Raw genomic sequence first — 20,277 nt, forward strand, 5'->3', positions numbered from 1 at the left:
GGCATGTCTTCCCCCAATCAGACGCTCTCTCTGAAACAGGCTTTGTCGTTGGGCGTAACCCACCTCCAGTCCGGACGCCTGAAACCAGCCGAAAGGGTGTTTCAGGCCATTCTGTCCGCCCACCCCCTACACGCCGGAGCCCACCATTACTTGGGCGTCATCGCTTTTAGGACCGGTCGCCTTGAAACCGCCCTATCCCATTTAAATCAAGCCCTGGAGCAACAGCCCAACCTGGCCGAGGCTCACTTCATTCTGGGGAATGTCTACAAAAAATTGGCCCAACAGGAAACGGCAGAACAAAGCTATCGGCAGGCTTTGGCGATCAAGCCTGATTTTCCCATAGTGCTCAACAATTTGGGTGAGCTTCTTCATGAGATGGAACGCTTTGGGGAGGCAGAGGCGTGTTTTCGTCGCGCCGTGGAGATCAAACCCCAATTTGCCGCAGCTTGCAACAACCTGGGCAAGGCGCTACGTGACCTGGGGCGTTTCAAGGAAGCCGAAGCTTGTTATCGACGCGCCTTGGCGCTCAAACCAGCCTATCAGGAGGCTCTATACGGCCTGGCCAACATGTGCCGGGTTCAAAGGCTGAATGCCGAAGCGGAATCGACCTGCCGCCGCGCCCTGGAAATCAATCCCGACTCCCCCCAAGCACTCAATATTTTGGGAAGGATTCTACAGGGTCAAAACCGTCTTGCCGAAGCAGAGGCCTCTTTCCACCGCGCCCTGGAAGCTCAAGCCGATTTCGTCGATGCCCATATCAGCCTGGGGGTTATGTTTGAACAATCCGGCCACATCCAGAAGGCCAAAAGCCATCTTCAAAAAGCGCTCACGCACTCACCAAACAACCTGATGGTGCGCAACAACCTGGCCAAAATCCTGCGGCGGGAGGGTCGGATCGAAGAGGCCATCGAGATGCTCAAGACAGTCACTTTGGAGCAGATACGCACCAAGCGGGCCTTTGCCATTCCGTTTGAACTGGGCAAACTCTACGACAAGGTGCACGACACTCCAAATGCCTTCAAGCAATTCACCCATGGCAATGAATTGGTTTCTGAAACCGAAGATGCCAAGCTGGCCGATAAGGAAAAAACGCTTCGGGATATAGATCAAAAACAGACGCTGCTCACCTGGGGGTGGGTTGATTCCTGGAACAAAACACCCCATCCCGCCAAAGCGGCCCCGCCTTTTTTTCTGGTGGGCTTTCCCCGTTCGGGCACCACCCTTCTCGACCAGGTTCTCAACAGCCACCCCGCTCTACAGGTCATGGAGGAAAAACCTTGCCTGGATGTGGTCCAAAACACCCTTTTGACCCTTCCCGGGGGTTATCCATCCCTGGCCGACCTGACTGAAACGCAACTCCAGGAACTTCGAAACATCTATTTTAGAGAGACTAAGCGCTACCTCCCATCAGATCCCAATGCCGGACTTGTGGACAAGCTGCCTCTTAACATCATGCATATCCCCTTGATCATCAGGCTATTTCCCAACGCCCGGATCGTTCTCTCTCTACGCCATCCCTGTGACGTGGTCCTGTCCAACTTTATGCAGGATTATCAAATCAATGATGCCATGGCCAATTTTTTCACCCTGGAGGATGCCGTCCACTATTACACAAAAGTGATGGGGTTGTGGCAGGCCTGCCAAACTTTGCCATCGGGCTATTTTCACACCATCAAGTATGAATCCCTGCTAGTGGATTTGCCGGGTGAAATCGGCAAGCTCCTGGACTTTTTGGAGCTTGATTGGGACGACGCGGTTTTGGACTATCGAAGCCAGATTCAAAAAAGAGGCATTATCAACACCCCCAGTTATGCACAGGTCACCGAGCCCATCTACCAGTCGGCCAAATACCGCTGGAAGCGCTATGAAGCACAGCTGAAACCATACATTGGCTCCCTGGCCCCCTTCATCAAAGCCTTCGGATATGCCGAATAGAAAACACGGCTCTTCCGGCGGAAGCGTACGTGGGTGGGTGACCCAGTCTGTGGACAAGGTACCATCCGCCACACCCTCGATTATCAGGGATTGAGGGCTCATTGGAACAGCATTTTTCCAGGGTTCATACATGAGATCCACCATGAAAAACTGGCTGCCAATCAAGAGGTTGAGAGCCGACGGCTACTCGACTATTGTGGGCTGTCATGGGATGCACGCTGTCTGGACTTTCATCAAACGGATCGCCCGGTACAGACCGCTTCCCTGTTACAGGTCCGCAAACCCATGTATCGCAGCTCGGTAGAGGGGTGAAAGCGATATGAAAAGGAGCTGCAACCTCTGGTCGATATCGTTGGCAAACCGGAGTCTGCCCAATAACCCACACCCGACAGCCCGCTGATACCGCCATCGACCATTCGAATCAAGCCAACCTCTAAGCCTATATCCCAAATCCACCATGAACAGATCCCAAGCCATGAACAGATCCCAACGCAGGCAACAAAACAAACAGTCCAAAACCCCTTCCGGATCCTCTCCCAATCAACTGGAATTCCAGATTGTTACGGGTTCATCGCCTGCTGCCACGACCAACCCCCTGGCCCTTCTGCAACAGGCTTTGACTCACCATCAAGGGGGACAGCTCCCAGCGGCTGTAGCCACCTATCGTCAGTTACTTTCCTTGCAGCCTCACAACATGACGGCGCTGTGCAATCTGGGTGCGGCACTGAAAAATCTGGGTAAACTGAAAGAGGCAGCAGACTGTTTTCAGCAGGCCCTGACCATCCAACCGGATCAAGTCCTGGTGTTGAGCAATCTGGGGCTCACCCTTCAGGATATGGGGCGCCTGGATGAGGCGATTCGCTGTTTTCAACAGGCCCTGACTCTGGATCCCAAGCAACCCGCCATCCACACCAACCTGGGATTGGCCCTGGCCACCCAAGGAGAGATGAAAGCAGCGATTGCCAGCCAACAAAAAGCGCTGACCATCGCCCCCGGCTTTCCCCAAGCCCATTTCAGCCTCTCCCAAGCGCAAAAAATTCTTCCCGAGGATCCCAGGCTGGATCAAATGGCCGCCCTGGTGAACCAGGAAAAAACCATCGAAGGCCGGGTCTACCTCCACTTTGCCCTGGGCAAAAGTTTGGCCGACCTGGGACGCCACGATGAAGCCTTTCGCCACTATCTGGCGGGTAATCGACTGCAACGCAGCCGCTTTCAATTTAATCTGAGACAGCGCAAAAAAAGCTTTCATCGCTACCGCGCCCAGCTGGATCAAACCTTTTTTGCAGCCAGGCAAGGGTGGGGAATCGATGATCCCACCCCGATTTTTATTGTAGGCCTGCCCCGCTCCGGCACCACCTTGGCAGAGCAAATTTTGGCCAGCCATCCAGACGTTTACGGTGCCGGGGAGCTGCCCTTCATCAAGCAGATTTTAATGGCCAAAACCGGTGCTGCCGACCTGGGTGAAATTCCTCTCAAGATACCTGCTCTCAACGCGATGGATTTTCAGCAGATGGGGCGGGACTATCTGGACCGGCTTCGCAAGCAAGCCGCCACCGCCGCCCCCCTTCCCCGTTTTATCAGCGACAAGATGCCCTTCAATTTTATCTATATCGGGCTCATTCGTCTCATGCTCCCCCAAGCCCGCTTCATCCACTGCCAACGCTCCCCCCGGGATACCTGTCTCTCCATTTTTTTCGCCCATTTTTCCGAAATCCACCCTTTTGCCTATGACCTCACCGAGCTGGGGGGCTACTATCGGCTCTACCGGGAAATGATGGCGCACTGGCACCAGCTTTTTCCCGGAAAAATTCATAACCTCTCTTATGAAAAACTGACCCGGGATCAGGAGGGGGAGACCCGACGACTGCTCGATTTTTGCGGACTAAATTGGCAAGAAAACTGCCTTCACTTTCACAACACAGCCAGATCCGTCAAAACTGCCAGCCAAGTACAAGTACGCAAGCCCCTTTACCGAAGCTCCTTGCAACGTTGGCGATGCTATGAAGCAGGGCTGCAACCTTTAATCTCAGCTTTGGGAAACGCACCGGAGCCGGATTGAGGAGAAGTGCCACCGACTGGTGGGAAACACCCCAGGAGTAACTACCACTCCCACAAACAAATGCGAGACTTGAATGGACACCAAATCACCACGGAATGAACAAAACACCCCTCCCCGGGAAAAAAGTCCGTCAGGTGATCCCGGGAAAACCGCCTCTCAGAGTTCCACGCCTCCAGAGGCCATTGCCGCGCTGAAACAAGGGGTGGCCCACCACCAGACCGGCCAGCTGGATCAGGCCATTGCCTGGTATCGCCGGACTTTGACGATTGACCCCCAAAATATCAATGCCATGAATAACATTGGGGCTGTTCTCAAGATGCAGGGAAAGCTGAAAGAGGCCGAACAGCATCTGAAACGAGCACTCGCCATCAACCCCCATTTTGCCTCAGCGCACAATAGCCTTGGGGTCGTCCTGAAAAACATGGGCCGACTGGATGAAGCGATCCGACACCTCCGGCAGGCTATCGCCCTCCAAGCAAATTATGCAAACGCCCACCACAACCTTGCCAATGCCCTGTTGGAATCAGGCCACCTTGCGGAATCAGAAAAGCATCATCGCAAAGTACTTGCCATCAAACCGAATGACATTATATCCATTTGTAATATTTCATATTTACACAAACACACCGAAAATGATGATCTTATTCGCACCATGGAATCCCTGCTGGCCAATACCCCGTCCCAGGGTGATCAAATCAATCTAAATTTTACGCTTGGCAAAGCCATGGCTGACTTGGGACAATATTCAAAATCCTTTCAATATTTTGCAAAAGGCAACGCCCTAAAAAGAGAAAGCTTTCAATATAATATCGAAACAAGCAAAAATGTCGTTCGCCATCTTCGCGAACTATGCACAGCCCCCTACCTGGAAGAGCGTAAAGACAGCGGCCATCCAAATCCCACCCCCATTTTCATCATCGGCATGATCCGTTCCGGAACCTCCCTTTTGGAACAGATCTTGGCCAGTCATCCAAAAGTATACGGTGGGGGAGAACTCAACTTTGTCAATCAAATTCTTTTCAAAGACCGACCGTTTGCAGAGGTGTCGTTGGCGGGAGAGGTTCCCAATTATTTTTCCGGCTTGAATGCAGAGGAGATTGCGCAACTGGGGGCCGAATATATCGGTAAAATACGCGAACTATCCGCTGATGCTGTTCACATCGTGGATAAAATGCCCTTCAATTTTCTTTACATCGGTCTTATCCGGACCATACTTCCCCAGGCCCGATTCATCCATATCCGCCGTTCTCCGTTGGACACCTGCCTGTCCATATACCGGATTAATTTCGGCAACCATCTGCCTTTTGCCTATGATTTGACCGAGTTGGGACAATACTATCGACTTTACCTGCAGATGATGGCGCACTGGAACAAAGTGCTCCCGGGGGTCATACACGAAATTTCATACGAAGAGTTGACTGCCAACCAGGAGCAGGAAACCCGCAGGGTCCTGGCCTTTTGTGATCTGGAGTGGGATGATTGCTGTCTCCATTTTCACAAGACCAACAGGCCAGTGCGTACGGCAAGTTTTCAGCAGGTCCGCCGCTCCATGTACCAGACCTCCGTGGATGGCTGGAAACGTTATAAAGACGAACTACAGCCACTGATCATGGCCCTGGGGGATGCCGTGGATGACGTTTCCCTGACTGATTGAGAAAATCAATCTCTTTTTTAGGCCTGAAAGGATTCAGTCTTTCATCGACATGTGGGGTCGGTTTCCATTCCAACCAAAGAAACGCCCCCTCGACCCCATTATTCATCGAAAGCGCTCCATGAACGATACCGACGAACCGCTTGATCAGAAACAAACTGGAGCAACCGGAAAGTCCGGTCATAGCGGAAAAACCAACACCGCCAACCCGGAAAACACACCTCTTCAAGCGATTGCCGCACTGCAACAAGGAGTTGCCAAACACCAAGCGGGTCAACTGGACCAGGCCATTGGCTGGTATCAGCAGGCCCTGGCGATCGACCCTCAAAACACCGACGCCTTCAGCAACATGGCTGTAGCCCTCAAGGGTCAGGGCAAGCTCCAGGCGGCGGCTGAAAGCCTGAAAAAAGCCCTCGCCATCAAGCCTGACTTTGCCTCCGCTCATAACAATCTGGGGGTGATCCTCAAAGAGTTGCACGCCTATGACGAAGCAACAGATCATTTCAAAAAAGCCCTGGCCTTAACCCCCGATTTTGCCCAAGCCCAGCACAATCTCGGCAACGCTCTGGCCGAAGCGGGAAAGATCGAGGAGGCGATGGTTTATCTGGAAAAAACCCTGGCTCTGAAGCCCGATTGGTGCAAAGCCCACTACAGCCTCACCCACATTCGCAAATATCGGGTATACGACCCCCAAATTCGCACCATGGAGTCCCTCCATGCCCGAGTCACCGATCGGGAGGAGCGCATCGCCCTCTGCTTCGCCCTCGGCAAGGCGATGATCGACCTGAAAGAACACGCCAAGGGGTTTCAATATCTTCTGGAAGCAAACCGACTCAAGCGCGCCACCTTTCAGTTTGACATCGAAAGAAGCACCAAGGATTTCATGGCATTCACAAAACATTTCAACCAAGCTTTTCTGGATTCAAAGGCGGGTTGGGGCCATTCAGACTCTACCCCCATTTTTATCGTCGGCATGCCCCGCTCCGGCACCACCCTGGTAGAACAGATTTTGGCTAGCCATCCAGAGGTGCATGGGGGTGGGGAACTCCCCTTCCTAGCGGATGCAGTACGGGAAAAATTGTTTGCTGTGGGACAACAGTCGGTCCTGCCCTTGACCGCCCAGATGGATCGGCAGGGGTTCGATCAGCTGGGGGCGGCCATCGTTGGCAAGCTCAGAAGCCTCTCCCCCCAGGCCCGCTTTATCACCGATAAAATGCCGATCAATTTTCTCTACATCGGCCTGATCCGGCTCTTTCTGCCCCAAGCCAAAATCATCCACTGCGTCCGCTCCCCCCTGGACACCTGCCTGTCCATTTTTCGAACCAATTTTACCGGGGATCAACCCTTTGCCTATGACCTGACAGAGCTGGGCCGTTTTTATCAGCTCTACCGGCAGTTGATGACCCACTGGCACCAGATGTTTCCCGGGGCCATTTACGATATCCATTATGAAAAAATCATCGCCGATCAGGAGGGGGAGAGCCGTCGACTCCTCGACCATTGTGGCCTGGAATGGGATGATCGCTGCCTCTCCTTTCAAAAGACCCAAAGAACAGTCCGCACCGCCAGTCTGGAGCAGGTCCGCCAGCCCATCTATTCCAATTCCATCGGCACCTGGAAATCATACGAAAAAGAACTGCAGCCCCTGATCAAAGCCTTGGGGGACTGTATTTAGATGGGTACCGGCAGCCAAGGGAAAGAGCGGCCATTTATTTTGGTGACCGGCACCGACCCCGAAAGCCAAGCCGGGGGAATTGCCAATGCCCTGCCAGGCTATTTGGCAGCACTTGATTTCGCCGGTTTTGAGTGGCGCTTCATCCGCACCCACCACCCGACGGATCCCGGGAGCCGGTTTGGCATCTGGTTTGTCGCCCTTTTCCGGATCACCCGACAGCTTTTGAAACTCCGTTTTCGGGGCATCAAAGTACAGCACTACGGCCATGCCGGTGAGATGCCTGCCCTCTTTCGCCAGGGAGTCATTCTCTGGCTGGTGCGGCTGTTGGGTGGTCGGGCCGCGATCCAGCTCCACGCTCTTCAGGTCTCCGACTATCTCAATCACCCCCTGAAACGCCGCCTCTTTCTCACCTTTATTTCAGGTGCAAATGTGGTGTGCGTTCTCACCCCATGGTGGCAACAACGCTTGACCGAGGCGGGGGTTAAAAAGCCCCTTGCAGTCATTCCCAACCCTCTTCCCGCCAGCCTGGAAACAATTGCCCAGCAGCCCATTCCATCCCTGCCCCCCCCAAAACCAAGCGAAAATCCCAACCCCGGGATCACCCTCCTGGCCATCACCCGCCTGGTACCTGGCAAAGGGATCAAGGAGGTCATAAAAGCCCTCACTTACCTTCCAGACACCTTCCGGTTGATCGTGGCCGGAGATGGCGAAAACCGCCAGATGCTGGAAACCTATTGCCACACCCTGAATCTGGACAGCCGGGTGCAGTTTACCGGCTGGGTGAGCGGGAAAGATAAAGAAGATTTATTCAAAAATTCGGATATATTGTGCCTCCCCTCCCAGTGCGACTCTTTTGGGATCGTATTTGTGGAGTCGATGGGGTATGGTTTGCCGGTTGTGGCTCTTGATTCCGGCCCTATTGGGGATGTGGTCCCTCATGGTCGGGGAGGCCTGCTGGTCAAGCAAAACGACCCGGCCACATTGGTCGCTGCCATTCGCTCCCTGGAAAACCCTGAAAAACGCCTCTCCCTGGGCCAATCTGCCAAGAGATGGGTGCTGGAGCAATTTTCAGCCAGGGTGGTGGGAGCGCGTTTGGAAAAGCTATTCATGGATTAACCCGGGACAATCCCAACGGCTGATCCATGATTTACATTTATTATTCAATAATTTCGGCGATTAGAAGCCTGATATGGATTGAGGTTTAACCCCAGGGATGGCCACTGAAAAATCTGACATATCCCAACCGCAGATCCAGGAGATAAACGACCTGGCCCTTCGGCTGGAGACCCACTTTACCCAAACCAATACCGCCACCTTTGACCCGGCTGATCTCTTTGGCACCCCCTACGGTATTCTGGTCAAAAAAATCTGGTACCGGAACAAATATCTGGCGGTGCTGCCTGCCCTGCCGCTGTTGCTGGTGGATTTTTTACTGCCGGGCCTGAAGAGGCTGTTTGTCAAAAAACGCCAACACGCCATTTGTCTGGCCCACTGGGGTTTGGGTTGCCTGAACCTGGCGGAAGTCCATCCGGAACGAAAGGATGAATTCCTGGAGAAGGCCAAATCCTGCCTGAAGACCATCAACGATTTGGCGGTAGAAACCCCCAACGGCCTTGGCTGGGGAATTCACCTGAATTGGCAGACCATCGACGGTCTGATCCCGGCCAACACCCCCTGCCACACCCAGACCGCCTATGTCTTCGAACTCCTGGATCGACTGAACAAAATCGAGCCTTCGTCAGAATATGACGCGCTCCTGGCAAAAATTGTCCAACACACCGCCCACGACTACCGGCAGGTAGACCTCCCCACTGTGGATGGCCCCATTACCGGCTATTCCATCGTCGATGAACGCACGGTGGTCAACTCCCAAAGCTATCGGGCCATGATCCTGATCCGGGGTTATCAGCTCCTTCGGGATCCGCTGCTGCTGAATCATTTCAACCCCTCTCTTGATTTCGTTCTCCAGTCTCAAAACCCCGACGGCTCCTGGCCTTATGCCGTCAAGGAAAGCTTTATCGACTGCTACCATACCTGCTTCGTTTTGAAAAACCTGTTTAAGATTGAAAAAAACCTCAAAGCGCTCGGTACAGACCATCATCTACCTGAAGATCTACTGGACCGGGTTCAAACCGCCCTGCAAACAGGAACAGCTTTTTTTAACAATTTTTTGCTCAAAGATGGGCTACCCACCCCTTTTGCCCTCCGGCATCGCCCGGTTTCATACTTGTGGGATAGCTATGACATTGCCGAATCCGTCAATCTGTTGAATCTCCAGCAGGATGACCGGACCATTGGTCAAATATTAAAATTATTCCAAACACGTCTAATAACCCGAGAAGGACTGTTACGATTCCGCTATTATCCGACCATTTCCCGGCTGGTGGAGGGTGCCACTTACATCAGGCACGCAAACACTGCCTTTTTTCTAGCGTTAACCTATATCTTACGAAGGCACGCAAACGATGGAAAAAGGGATTAATCCGACGACCCTTCTGGAACTGACGCAACACAATAAAAAGCTGGGTCTGATTCGGATTCTCAAAAGCATGCGCTATGAACGGGCTGCTGAATTGCCCCTGATCATCGATCACCTGCGCCCTCGCCTTGAGGAACCTCTCTACTATCTGGATGTGGGTACCGGTGATTCCATTTTACCGACCTTTCTTTATGACAACAGCCGATGGTCCATCACGGTTGTGGACAAATGCGATTGGCTGTCAGAGCAGAAAGAGTACATGCTCCGACTGGGCCATACCGTTCCCAATGACCGCTTTCAAATTTTCAAACAAAATATCCTGGATTACACCCCCGAGACCCCTTTGGATTTCATCACCTCCATCTCTGTCATCGAACACATCGAAGATCCCTTTGATCTGGAAGTGATGAAACACACAGCCTCCCTGCTGAAGCCCGGAGGTATCTATCTGCTCACCACTCTGGTCAACGATGGATTCCCGAGGGATTTTTACAAGGATGGGGAGGTGTATGGGGATAACCGCAAGGGGAAGGTGTTTTATCAGCGCCACTACGATCTTGATCTTCTGCAAAAACGTGTCATTGAGCCATCGGGACTCGAAGAAGCCGGAAGAGTCTATTTTGGCGAATACGACTTTCCCTTTGGCGAAAAATTTCTCTATCCACCGATCCGCAGATATCCGGGTAAGCTCCTCTACAACTGGGCCTCCCACTACTTTGCCCAAAAATATCTCAGCTACTCCAATGAGCCCATCAGCCGCTCCACCCTCTCCATGGATACGGCAGCAGGTGTCGTACTGCTGTTAAGAAAACCTACTGGTTGATTCCAAAGTGTGAAAGCATCTGCCAAAAGCCCAGGTCCAAAGCCAAGTCGAGCCAACCTGCAAACGCTTTTGCAACAGGGGATGACGCTGCATCAGGCTGGCCGAATCAACGACGCCGAAAAAATTTATCAGCAGATCATGGCCGCCCAGCCCAATCAGGCCGATGCCCTGCAACTGCTGGGCGTGATCGCCTCCCAGAGGGGAGAGTGGGATCTGGCTGTCGACTATCTGGGCCGTGCCTGCGCCATCACCCCCCACCATCCAGCAGCCCTTTTTAATTATGGTCTCGCCCTCAAGGAAAAGGGCGATATCGACCAGGCGCTGACCCAATTTCGAAAGCTCATCCGACTCAAACCCGACTTTGCCGAAGCCCACCACCAACAGGGCCTGCTCCTACAACAATCGGGTCACCTTGAGCGGGGGGAAGCCGCACTGCGCCAGGCGATCCGGCTTAAACCGAACTTCCCCCAGGCCCACCACGATCTGGGCAACATTCTACAAAATCGACAAGCTCTCCCCGCGGCCATTGCCAGCTACCGGGAAGCGTTACGCTTGAACCCCTCATTTCCCGAAGCCCATTATAATCTGGCCAACGCCTTAAAATCCCAGGGAAAGCTGGCCGAAGCCAAAGGATGCTATCAACAGGCCATCCGGTTAAAACCGGACCTCTTACCCGCCCACAACAATCTGGGCACCCTGCTGATGGAGCAGGGAGAGCTTGCCCAGGCGGTCAACTGCTATCGAAAAGCCCTCCAGCTCAAGCCCGATTTTTCCCAAGCCCACAACAATCTGGGCAACGCCTTGAAAAGCCTGGGAGAGCTGGATGAGGCGGTTTGGCACTATCAACAGGCGATCACCTTCAACCCCACTTTTGCCGAGGCCCACCGCCACCTGACCCACACCCGCAAAACCGATCCCCACAGCACACACCTGGCCCAAATGGAAAAACTCCTGGCAGATTCCAACCTCCCGGATACCGACCGGATCCATCTGCATTTTGCCCTGGGCAAGGCCAAAAGCGATCTACAACGCACCCGGGAAGGGTTTCAACATTTTCTCACCGGCAACCGTTTGCAACGCGCCCGGACTCCCTTCGACCTCAACCAGGAACGCGCTTTTTTTCAGGCCATCCAGGAGAGATTCGACCCCGCTTTTTTTACCGCCCGGGCTGACTGGGGAGTGCCCGACCCCACGCCGATCTTTATCCTCGGCATGCCCCGCTCCGGCACCTCCCTGGTGGAGCAGATTTTGGCCAGCCACCCCGATCTCCATGGTGCCGGGGAGCTGACGATCCTGGAAGAGAGTCTCCTGGCCCATCCGGGGATCCACTCCCTGCATCAGCTTCCCAAAAAGATAGCCACCCTCAAGCAGGCCGATCTGGAAACCATGGGGCAGAACTATCTCAGCCACTTACGGCAGCGCCATCCAGGCAGGATCCCCTTCATCTCCGACAAGATGCCGGGCAATTTTCGTTTCATCGGCCTGATCAAAATCATGCTGCCCCACGCCAAGGTGATCCACATCCAACGCTCCCCGGTGGATACCTGTTTTTCCATTTTTCGCAACTATTTTGCCCAGGGCCACGACTATTCCTGGGATCTCACCGAGCTGGGGGGCTACCACCGCCTCTATCAAGGACTGATGAGCCACTGGAAAACGGTTCTGTCTGACTTCGTGTACGATCTCTGCTATGAAGAGTTGGTTGGAAATCAGGAAGGTGAGACACGGCGACTGCTGGATTATTGTGGCCTCGATTGGCATACCCGGTGTCTGGCATTTCATGAAACACACAGAAGCGTCCTGACCACCAGCAACGTTCAGGTCCGCAAACCCCTCTATGCCAGCTCCGTAGGCACTGGAAAAGCCTTCCAAGAAGAATTAACCCCCCTGCTGGCTGCCCTCGCAGGGAAGAATGGGCCCAACCATTGACGGGACTCGACAGGAGTGGTGTTTCAGGTTGACCCCGGGAGGCCAGCGCATCCATCATAGAGGGGTTGGTGCACCCAGGATGAAACGCCCCACCCACTTTTTTATATATTGGATGGATGATACGTGTGTGGAATTATCGGTACGGTCGGCTACCCCGGCCCCCTGGCCCCAGCCATCACCGCTTTACATCACCGAGGCCCCGACGGCTCCGGTGAAAAGCAGCTGGAGCTCCACGGCAAACCCATCCGCCTGGCCCACACCCGACTCTCCATACTCGATCTCTCCCCGGCAGGCCAACAACCCATGGTCAGCCGGGATGGACGCTGGTGGATCACCTATAACGGTGAGATCTACAATCACCTGGAACTGCGCACCCCCCTGGCCATCCCGTTTCGGGGCCACTCCGATACCGAAACCCTGGTAGAACTTTTGGCCCACCAGGGGATCGAAAAAACCCTCCCCCTTCTCAACGGCATGTTCGCCTTTGCCGCCCTCGACACCCGGGAAGGCAAGCTCCACCTGGTCAGGGATCCCTTTGGGATCAAGCCCCTCTACCATCTCCACCATCAAGACACCTTTGCCTTCGCCTCCGAAGCCAGAGGAGTCAAAGCCCTGGGCGTGGTCCCGGGAGGGGTGGATCAAACCGCCTTGGAGGCTTTTTTCACCCTCCGGTATGTCCCCTCCCCCCAAACCCTCTGGCCAGGCATCAAACGCCTTCCCCCAGGCCACGGCCTCACCTTCGATATCGCCACAGGGGAGAGCCACATCTGGCGCTTTGTCACCCCTACCCGGGAGCGTTTCACGGGGAGTCTGGCGGATGCGGTGACGGCTTACCGCCAGGAGCTGGGGGGGGCGGTCGCCCGGCAACTTCTCTCCGATGTCCCTGTCGGAGTGCTCCTTTCCGGGGGAATCGATTCCGCCCTGGTGGCAGCGCTGGCCAAGGATGCCGGACGGGATCTGCCCTGCTTTTCAGTGGGATTCGGCCAGGGGCACGGAGAGTGTGAACTGGCCGATGCGGCTGAAACCGCCCAGGTGCTGGACCTGCCCTTTTCCCGGGTGGAAGTGAGCCCGGATCAGCTGCAAATGGCCTTTGCCGAAGTGACCGCCGCCATTGAGGAGCCTCTGGGCACCACATCGGTATTGCCCATGTGGTATCTGGTCAAAAAGGCCCGGGAAGATGTCACGGTGGTGCTCACCGGCCAAGGCAATGACGAACCCTGGGGGGGATATCGCCGCTATCAGGTGGAGCTACTGAGGAGCCTGGCTCCCTGGCCTGGGGGGTGGCAGGGGGCTGGATGGCTGACCAGACACCTCTGGCCGGGCATGCCGGATGTACTGGAGCGGGGTTTCAGAACCCTGCCGGTGCCCGATACCGCCAACCGCTTTGTGGAGGCGTGCGCCCTCTTTCCTGAAACATGGCGCCAACAGCTCCTGGGAACCACCTCGGATGGCGGGGCTCGGAAGACGATGAACGGCTGGCTCGATTGGTTGCAGGGGAGCGATTGCGAGCCTGCCGAAAAGATGATGCGTCTGGATGCCCGCATGAACCTTTCGGACGATCTGCTTCTCTACGGCGACAAAATTTCCATGGCGGTCTCCCTGGAAACCCGGGTGCCGATGCTGGATGTGGAGCTGGTTCGCTTTGTGGAATCCCTGCCCCTCTCCTACCGAATGGCCTTGCGTCAGACCAAGATTGTCCACAAAAAAATGGCTGAAGGATATCTGCCATCCACCATCGTCCATCGTCCTAAAAAGGGCTTCCAGGTGCCTTTCGGCGCTTGGTCCCGTGGTCCCTGGAAGGAGTGGGTTACCGCCGAACTTTTAGACTCTTCCGCCCCCCATTTTTCCCATTTACAGCGCCGTGGCGTGGAAAAACTCTGGCAGGCGCATCTCGCTGGCAAGCCTGATCGCAGCCGCCAGGTGTTCGCGCTGTTGATGTTGGCCGTCTGGTGGAAGCAGCAGGAAAACCTATGACCGAGAGCACCATGCCAGAGATGGGTGGTCTCAGCCAACCGGCTGGAGAAAGCCACCAAGAAGGCGGGAGGCCAAGCCCGGTCGCTGAAAAACAGCCACCTCCCCTCCCCCATAAAAAACGGGCTCCAAGACCACCCAAAGGACTCTTTATCTGGATGGCCTTCATCGCCATCTATCCCTTTTTCAAAAAACTCGAATTCATTAAAGAAATTCCGATCATCGGCATGCTGGAAGAGGTGCTGATGCTTTTGCTTTTGCCTCATGTTTTTCGAGGTCTGGCGATATTGTTCAGGGCTGGGTTTTGGGGTTACACGGCCTTTTTCGCCTACGTGGGCTATCTGATCATGGGGGTGATCAGCTGGGTTGGTTCTGGCATTGATCCCGCCGCGATGGTGTTCCAGTTGGCCCTGGAACAAAAATTTCCCGTCATCACCCTGGCCTTTATCGGTGCCGGTCAAACCACTTGGATCTGGAGCCGTTTCAGTCTCATTGTCAAATTTTTACTGCTGCTTTCCCTGCCACTGGTGGTTTTTCAGATCATGGCCCCTCACACCTATGATGAGGTGTTTGCCGCAGGGGGCCACACCGCTTCATTGACCCTGCCCAACGGCTACAAATTGCCCAGGGGCGCGGGTGCTTTCTGGTTTCCCGGTGAGATGGCCGGTTTTTGCGCCATGATGGGCGGCTTTTTTTATATCAGCATGCGGTTTAAAAAACCCCTTCCCGGAATGCCCAGGGAGGCAAACCATTTGGGGGGATCCCGACATCAGAATCTGATGAATCAAGCCAGCAACACCCTCTGGCTGGGGCTTGCCAGCCTGCTGTTGGTGCTGGCCTTTTCCCGTCAGGAGTTTGCCGGCTTTGTTCTCTGTATAGCGTTCATCTGGTTTATCTCCCTACCCAAGCAGGCCCTCGGGGTCAAACCCGCACTGATACTCCTTTTATCCGGCCTGGGAGCCCTGATCTTTTACCTGCTCCTACCCTATTTCATAGCGGTCGCTGAGAGCCTGGAACTCACCAGCATCGAAGATTCCCAAGCTGCCCGGGTGGTTTTCTATTATCAAGGGGTCATGATAGCCCTCGACAAGTTTCCCCTGGGGGGAGGGCTGGGGGGATTTGCCGGCCATGCGGCAGCCACCTATGGCTCTCCACTCTACGATGCCCTGGAATTCCATCGTTTCTGGTGGTATCGGGCAGGAGAATATCTCACCGATACCTTCTGGCCGCACATTTTGGGTGAGGCTGGATTTATAGGGCTATTCTGTTATTTATTGTCCATCGGCGCTTTGGCCATACTCTTCTTTCGCCTGGCCAGAAAGACCCGGGATCCCCTTTCCCGGGTCTACCTCCACACATCTCTCTTCACCGTCCTCTACATGATGAGCGTTTCAGTCACCTCTCCGGTCTGGAACGGCTCCTTCGAATTGATGCTGGCCTGCTCCTGTTTTGGCATATTGGGCCCAGCCCTCTTAGAACAGAAACGCCTTCATTCCCAAAAACTGTTCCGGGCGGGTATCAAGCCCAAATATTCTGCCCGCACTTAAAAACCACAACACGCCCCTCCTGTTGAGACACCATTTTTGCAGGATCCCCCCAGCCATCTCTTACCGCCAAGGGTCACCTGGCTTGTTTTCCACAGCCAACAGACTCTCCCCTGGCCGTCGAAAAAACCATTTGATGGTGATCCATTCAATGGATCACCAAGCTTGATATCACACCAGAAGAGCGCGCCTGTTTTTTACCCTGAGAGAGAGAAAAACATCTGACTGGAACAGCGTTTGGCCTGCAAAAAAAATCAATCCACAACGCCGCCCCGTTGAATGTGTCCGATAGCATAGCCTGATTTACCACTCCATTGGCTGGCAATCGCCTTCTTTTTGTTGCATTGCAAAGGGGTTGAGAGCTATTCTCAGACAGGTAGAGAGTCCATCATACCGAATACGATCGAATGGTCCGAAATCAACCTCGCAAAATCGACCAGACCCCTTCTTCATTGGGTGCGTCGGGGCTTGCTTGGATTATGATGACGGTTGGATCACGGATGGGTTACGATGGCAACAAGCCGGGATGCCGGCAGAAAAGCATGAATCCGGCCAGATAGTTTCCCTGGAAACAGCCTTTCATCCAGAGGATAAACGGCTACGTTGGGACGGTGGATCCGTTATTCGGAAAATCCCCCCAAGGGACCGACCGTCAGGCCATCATGGGGCTCGACATTCTGGAATATGCGTGGAGTCGAAAGCGTGACGGAACCAACAACCAACCCTCCCCTGCCCCAACCGGTGGAAGTGATGGGAGCGGTCATGCACCCCTGGACCATGGCCACCACGGTCAAAGAGATCGAACGTCGCCTGGAGGAAGGTCGCTTTACCCAGCATGTGGTGGTCAATGTCGCCAAAGCGGTCAGCATGCAGGATGATAAAAAACTCAAGGAGGCGGTTTCAGTCTGTGATATCATCAACTTTGACGGCATGGGCATGGTCTGGGCTGGACGCCTGCTGGGTCGGGAAGTGCCGGAACGGGTAGCGGGAATCGATCTCTATTATGCCCTGCTCAAAATGGCCGAAGAGCGCCAATGGCCCGTCTATCTTCTGGGGGCTCGGGAGCCGGTCATCGTAGAGGTGGAAAAACGCATCCGCGCTCTCCATCCCAAGCTGCCCATCGCTGGCTGTCATCACGGTTATTTTTGGGAGGATGAACCCGCCATGGTAGAGGCGATTCGGACTTCCAGGGCCAAGCTGCTTTTTGTGGCCATCTCCTCTCCCCGCAAGGAGACCTTCATCAATCGCTGGCGTGAGGAGTTGGGGGTCGATTTTGTCATGGGGGTGGGGGGCACCTTCGATGTCATGGCTGGAGTAGCCCGCCGTGCCCCGGTCTGGATGCAAAATGCCGGTCTGGAATGGTTTTTCCGGTTGCTGCAGGAACCCCAACGCATGTGGCGGCGCTATCTGACCACCAACGCCCGCTTTTTGGCTTGGCTGATGAAAGAACTGCTCCTCAACCGTCGGGGTAAAGGTACTGTGTAGGCGGTGTGAACCAAACGAAGACGGTTTGAAACCAATAAAAGTCTGACCGATGCCATTGATCCTCCTGATCAACCGGCTTCGGTTCACGGACACGAAATCATTCGGAGATCCTCCCAAAAAGGCGGATCTCTGTTTAATCCACGTTAGTGCAAACAATTCGGGCTGAAAAAATTGGGCGAAAAATCGGGACCAGGCATACTGAAGACCCACTCCACGCTGCTCAGTGGCATCATGCGCCTATTGGACCTCTGTGTTCTGTTCGGCGCATTGATCCTCTCTTGGCTGCTGATCTTTGGTGAACCACCCTCCACGTGGTTCATGATCAGCCGGGGAGTGGTCATTCTACCCTTATGGGGCATCGTCTTTTCCGCCTTCCAGCTCTATCGACCCTGGCGGGGCACCTCCCTGTGGGTAGAAGTCCGGGTCACGACCTGGGCGCTCTTTTCCATGCTCACAGCCATCGTGCTGATGGAGATGGCCTTAAGCGACATTCCCCGCCATCTGCTGGGGGCATGGATCTCCACTTCCTGGCTGGGACTGGTCAGCTATCGGGTAGGGCTGCGCCTGTTTTTGCGCTGGGTTCGTCGCAAGGGCTACAATCAACGCAAGATCGTCATTGCCGGTGCGGGACGTCTGGGTGAAAAGGTGGTCCGACAGCTAAACACCGCCAGCTGGACCGGTATGGACACCATCGCCTTTTTCGATGATCGCCACCGCACTGATCCCGAACTGGGAGAGTCCCTCATGGGTATTCCGGTCCTGGGAGACCTGGACGCTATGGCGGAATATGTCGAAGAGGAGAATGTCGATCAAGTGTGGATCGCTCTCCCCCTGCGGGCCGAACACCGCATGAAAGAGGTGATTCACAGCCTGCGTTTTTCCACCGTGGATCTACGTTTTGTGCCGGATATTTTCGGCTTTGACCTTTTAAACCACTCCATCTCCGAAGTGGTCGGCATCCCGGTGGTCAATCTTTCCGCCACCCCCATGGATGGTCTCAACCGTATCGTCAAGGCAATTGAAGACCGCATTGTGGCGGCCATGATCCTGGTGATCATCAGCCCCCTGCTCCTGGCCATCGCCACGACCATCAAGATCACCTCTCCGGGACCGGTGCTGTTCCGCCAAAAACGCCACGGCTGGGACGGTCGCATCATTGAAGTGTGGAAATTCCGCTCCATGCATCTCCACAAAGAAGAGCCCGGACAGGTGACCCAGGCCTCTGCCACCGACGACCGCATCACCCCCTTTGGTCGTTTTCTCAGACGCACCAGTCTTGATGAATTACCTCAATTTATCAACGTCCTCCAAGGACGCATGTCGGTGGTAGGCCCCCGCCCCCATGCCGTGGTCCACAACGACTATTATAAAGAACAGGTAGACCGCTACATGCTCCGCCACAAGGTCAAGCCGGGCATTACCGGCTGGGCTCAGGTCAACGGCTGGCGGGGTGAAACCGAAACCCTCGAAAAAATGCGCCGCCGCATCGAACATGACCTTTACTATATCGAAAACTGGTCTCTTTGGTTCGACATCAAAATTATTCTGCTCTCCGTACTGCGAGGCTTCGTCAATAAAAATGCCTATTGATTTTCCTCTCCTGGAGGGGTGTTGGCGCCATGGATAATCACTCCGCGCCCCCTCCCTCCCAACCCAGCACAACGCCACCTGACAACCCAACCCCATCCGGTCAAGGGTTCCATCCCGGGCAGATCCACCATGGAACGATTCCACCATCGCCCCCACCAAACCAATTGATGGGCTATCCTCCCTCCCCTGAAATGGAAATGGAGGAGTCCATCGATCTGCTCGTCTACTGGCGGCTGTTGATGGATGCCAAGTGGTTGATCATGCTGCTGGTTTTGCTATCGGCCACCCTTTTTGCCGCCATTGCCTATCGCATCACACCGGTCTATCGGGCCGAAACCATGCTGCTGCCCCAAACCCCCGACACCAACCAAGCGGGTATGCGGGCTCTGGCCCAGTTTGGCGGTTTGGCCAATGCGGCGGGATTTTCCCTGGATGAGCCGGACGCCAAGGCCCAGGCCATTCTGGTCTCACGCACCGTTGGTTTGCAGCTGATTCATGATGAGGAGATGTTTCAGGTCTTGATGCGGGAAGAACTCAACGAGGCGGAAGAAAAAGGGAAGCCGCCACCGACGATTCAGGACGCCTATAAAAAATTCAAGGAAGAGGTCCGCACCATCCAGAATGTCAAAAAAACCGGCTTGGTCAGATTGAGCATGGAGTGGGAAAACCCGGTATTGGCCGCAGCCTGGGCCAATCGCTATGTCATTTTGGCAAATAATTATCTCAGGGAAGATGCCATCCTGGAGGGCCGAAAAAATATCGATTATCTGACCAATCAGTTGGAACAGATCACCAACATTTCCGTTCGGGAAGCGATCTATCGGATGATCGAAATGGAAACCCAAAAGGTGATGCTGGCTGAAGGGCGGTTGGAATATGGCTTCAAGGTGATTGATCCGGCCATCGTTATTGATCTGGATAAATACAGCAAACCCAACCGTCCCCTGATGTTGATCCTGGGTGCGGTATTGGGCATGATGCTGGGAATCACCCTCGCCCTGGTTCGGGGCATAAGCGCCACACGAAAACAGAATCAGAGCTAAAGACGACTCCCCACGATCAGACAAATATCCCAAACCATTCAGGGGTGACCTGATGGTTTGAGAGTGACTATCAGATTCTAAAGCGCTGACCTC

General features: G+C 54.5%; 14 protein-coding genes. All 14 read left to right on the forward strand.

Annotation, left to right across the window (positions count from 1 at the left end; translation table 11 throughout):
• Positions 1-3: 3 nt before the first annotated feature.
• Positions 4-1,935, forward strand: coding sequence for a tetratricopeptide repeat protein (locus HQL52_12270; GenBank protein ID MBF0370222.1), 1,932 nt, complete (start codon positions 4-6; stop codon positions 1,933-1,935).
• A 33-nt stretch (positions 1,936-1,968) separates the two neighbouring features.
• Entirely contained in the window at positions 1,969-2,247 is a 279-nt protein-coding gene (locus tag HQL52_12275; protein MBF0370223.1) for a sulfotransferase, read from the forward strand.
• A gap of 163 nt (positions 2,248-2,410) precedes the next feature.
• Positions 2,411-3,994 carry a sulfotransferase gene (locus HQL52_12280; GenBank protein ID MBF0370224.1) on the forward strand — a complete coding sequence of 528 codons (1,584 nt, stop codon included), beginning with the start codon at positions 2,411-2,413 and terminating at the stop codon, positions 3,992-3,994.
• A 73-nt stretch (positions 3,995-4,067) separates the two neighbouring features.
• Entirely contained in the window at positions 4,068-5,648 is a 1,581-nt protein-coding gene (locus HQL52_12285; protein MBF0370225.1) for a sulfotransferase, read from the forward strand.
• A 118-nt stretch (positions 5,649-5,766) separates the two neighbouring features.
• On the forward strand, positions 5,767-7,320 hold the full coding sequence (locus tag HQL52_12290) for a sulfotransferase (protein MBF0370226.1): 1,554 nt from the start codon (positions 5,767-5,769) through the stop codon (positions 7,318-7,320).
• On the forward strand, positions 7,321-8,436 hold the full coding sequence (locus HQL52_12295; GenBank protein MBF0370227.1) for a glycosyltransferase family 4 protein: 1,116 nt from the start codon (positions 7,321-7,323) through the stop codon (positions 8,434-8,436). It abuts the gene before it with no gap.
• 97 nt (positions 8,437-8,533) lie between these two features.
• Positions 8,534-9,802, forward strand: coding sequence for a hypothetical protein (locus HQL52_12300; protein ID MBF0370228.1), 1,269 nt, complete (start codon positions 8,534-8,536; stop codon positions 9,800-9,802).
• Positions 9,786-10,622 (forward strand): class I SAM-dependent methyltransferase, encoded by an 837-nt coding sequence (locus HQL52_12305; GenBank protein ID MBF0370229.1) that lies wholly within the window; start codon positions 9,786-9,788, stop codon positions 10,620-10,622. Before HQL52_12300 ends, HQL52_12305 begins: the two co-directional genes overlap by 17 nt.
• A gap of 81 nt (positions 10,623-10,703) precedes the next feature.
• Positions 10,704-12,551 (forward strand): tetratricopeptide repeat protein, encoded by a 1,848-nt coding sequence (locus HQL52_12310; protein ID MBF0370230.1) that lies wholly within the window; start codon positions 10,704-10,706, stop codon positions 12,549-12,551.
• 123 nt (positions 12,552-12,674) lie between these two features.
• Complete coding sequence (gene asnB, locus HQL52_12315) at positions 12,675-14,525, forward strand: asparagine synthase (glutamine-hydrolyzing) (protein MBF0370231.1); 1,851 nt, start codon at positions 12,675-12,677, stop codon at positions 14,523-14,525.
• A complete protein-coding gene (locus HQL52_12320; protein MBF0370232.1) occupies positions 14,522-16,069 on the forward strand; it encodes a hypothetical protein in 1,548 nt (515 codons plus the stop codon). The genes asnB and HQL52_12320 overlap by 4 nt, the downstream gene beginning before the upstream one ends.
• Before the next feature lie 747 nt (positions 16,070-16,816).
• Complete coding sequence (locus HQL52_12325) at positions 16,817-17,551, forward strand: WecB/TagA/CpsF family glycosyltransferase (protein MBF0370233.1); 735 nt, start codon at positions 16,817-16,819, stop codon at positions 17,549-17,551.
• Between the two features lie 231 nt (positions 17,552-17,782).
• Positions 17,783-19,141 carry an undecaprenyl-phosphate glucose phosphotransferase gene (locus HQL52_12330; protein MBF0370234.1) on the forward strand — a complete coding sequence of 453 codons (1,359 nt, stop codon included), beginning with the start codon at positions 17,783-17,785 and terminating at the stop codon, positions 19,139-19,141.
• 29 nt (positions 19,142-19,170) lie between these two features.
• The gene (locus HQL52_12335; GenBank protein MBF0370235.1) at positions 19,171-20,184 is read left to right on the forward strand and encodes a hypothetical protein; all 1,014 of its coding nucleotides are present in this window, start codon (positions 19,171-19,173) and stop codon (positions 20,182-20,184) included.
• Positions 20,185-20,277: the final 93 nt, after the last annotated feature.

The sequence above is a fragment of the Magnetococcales bacterium genome (assembly GCA_015232395.1).
Classification (GTDB): domain Bacteria; phylum Pseudomonadota; class Magnetococcia; order Magnetococcales; family JADFZT01; genus JADFZT01.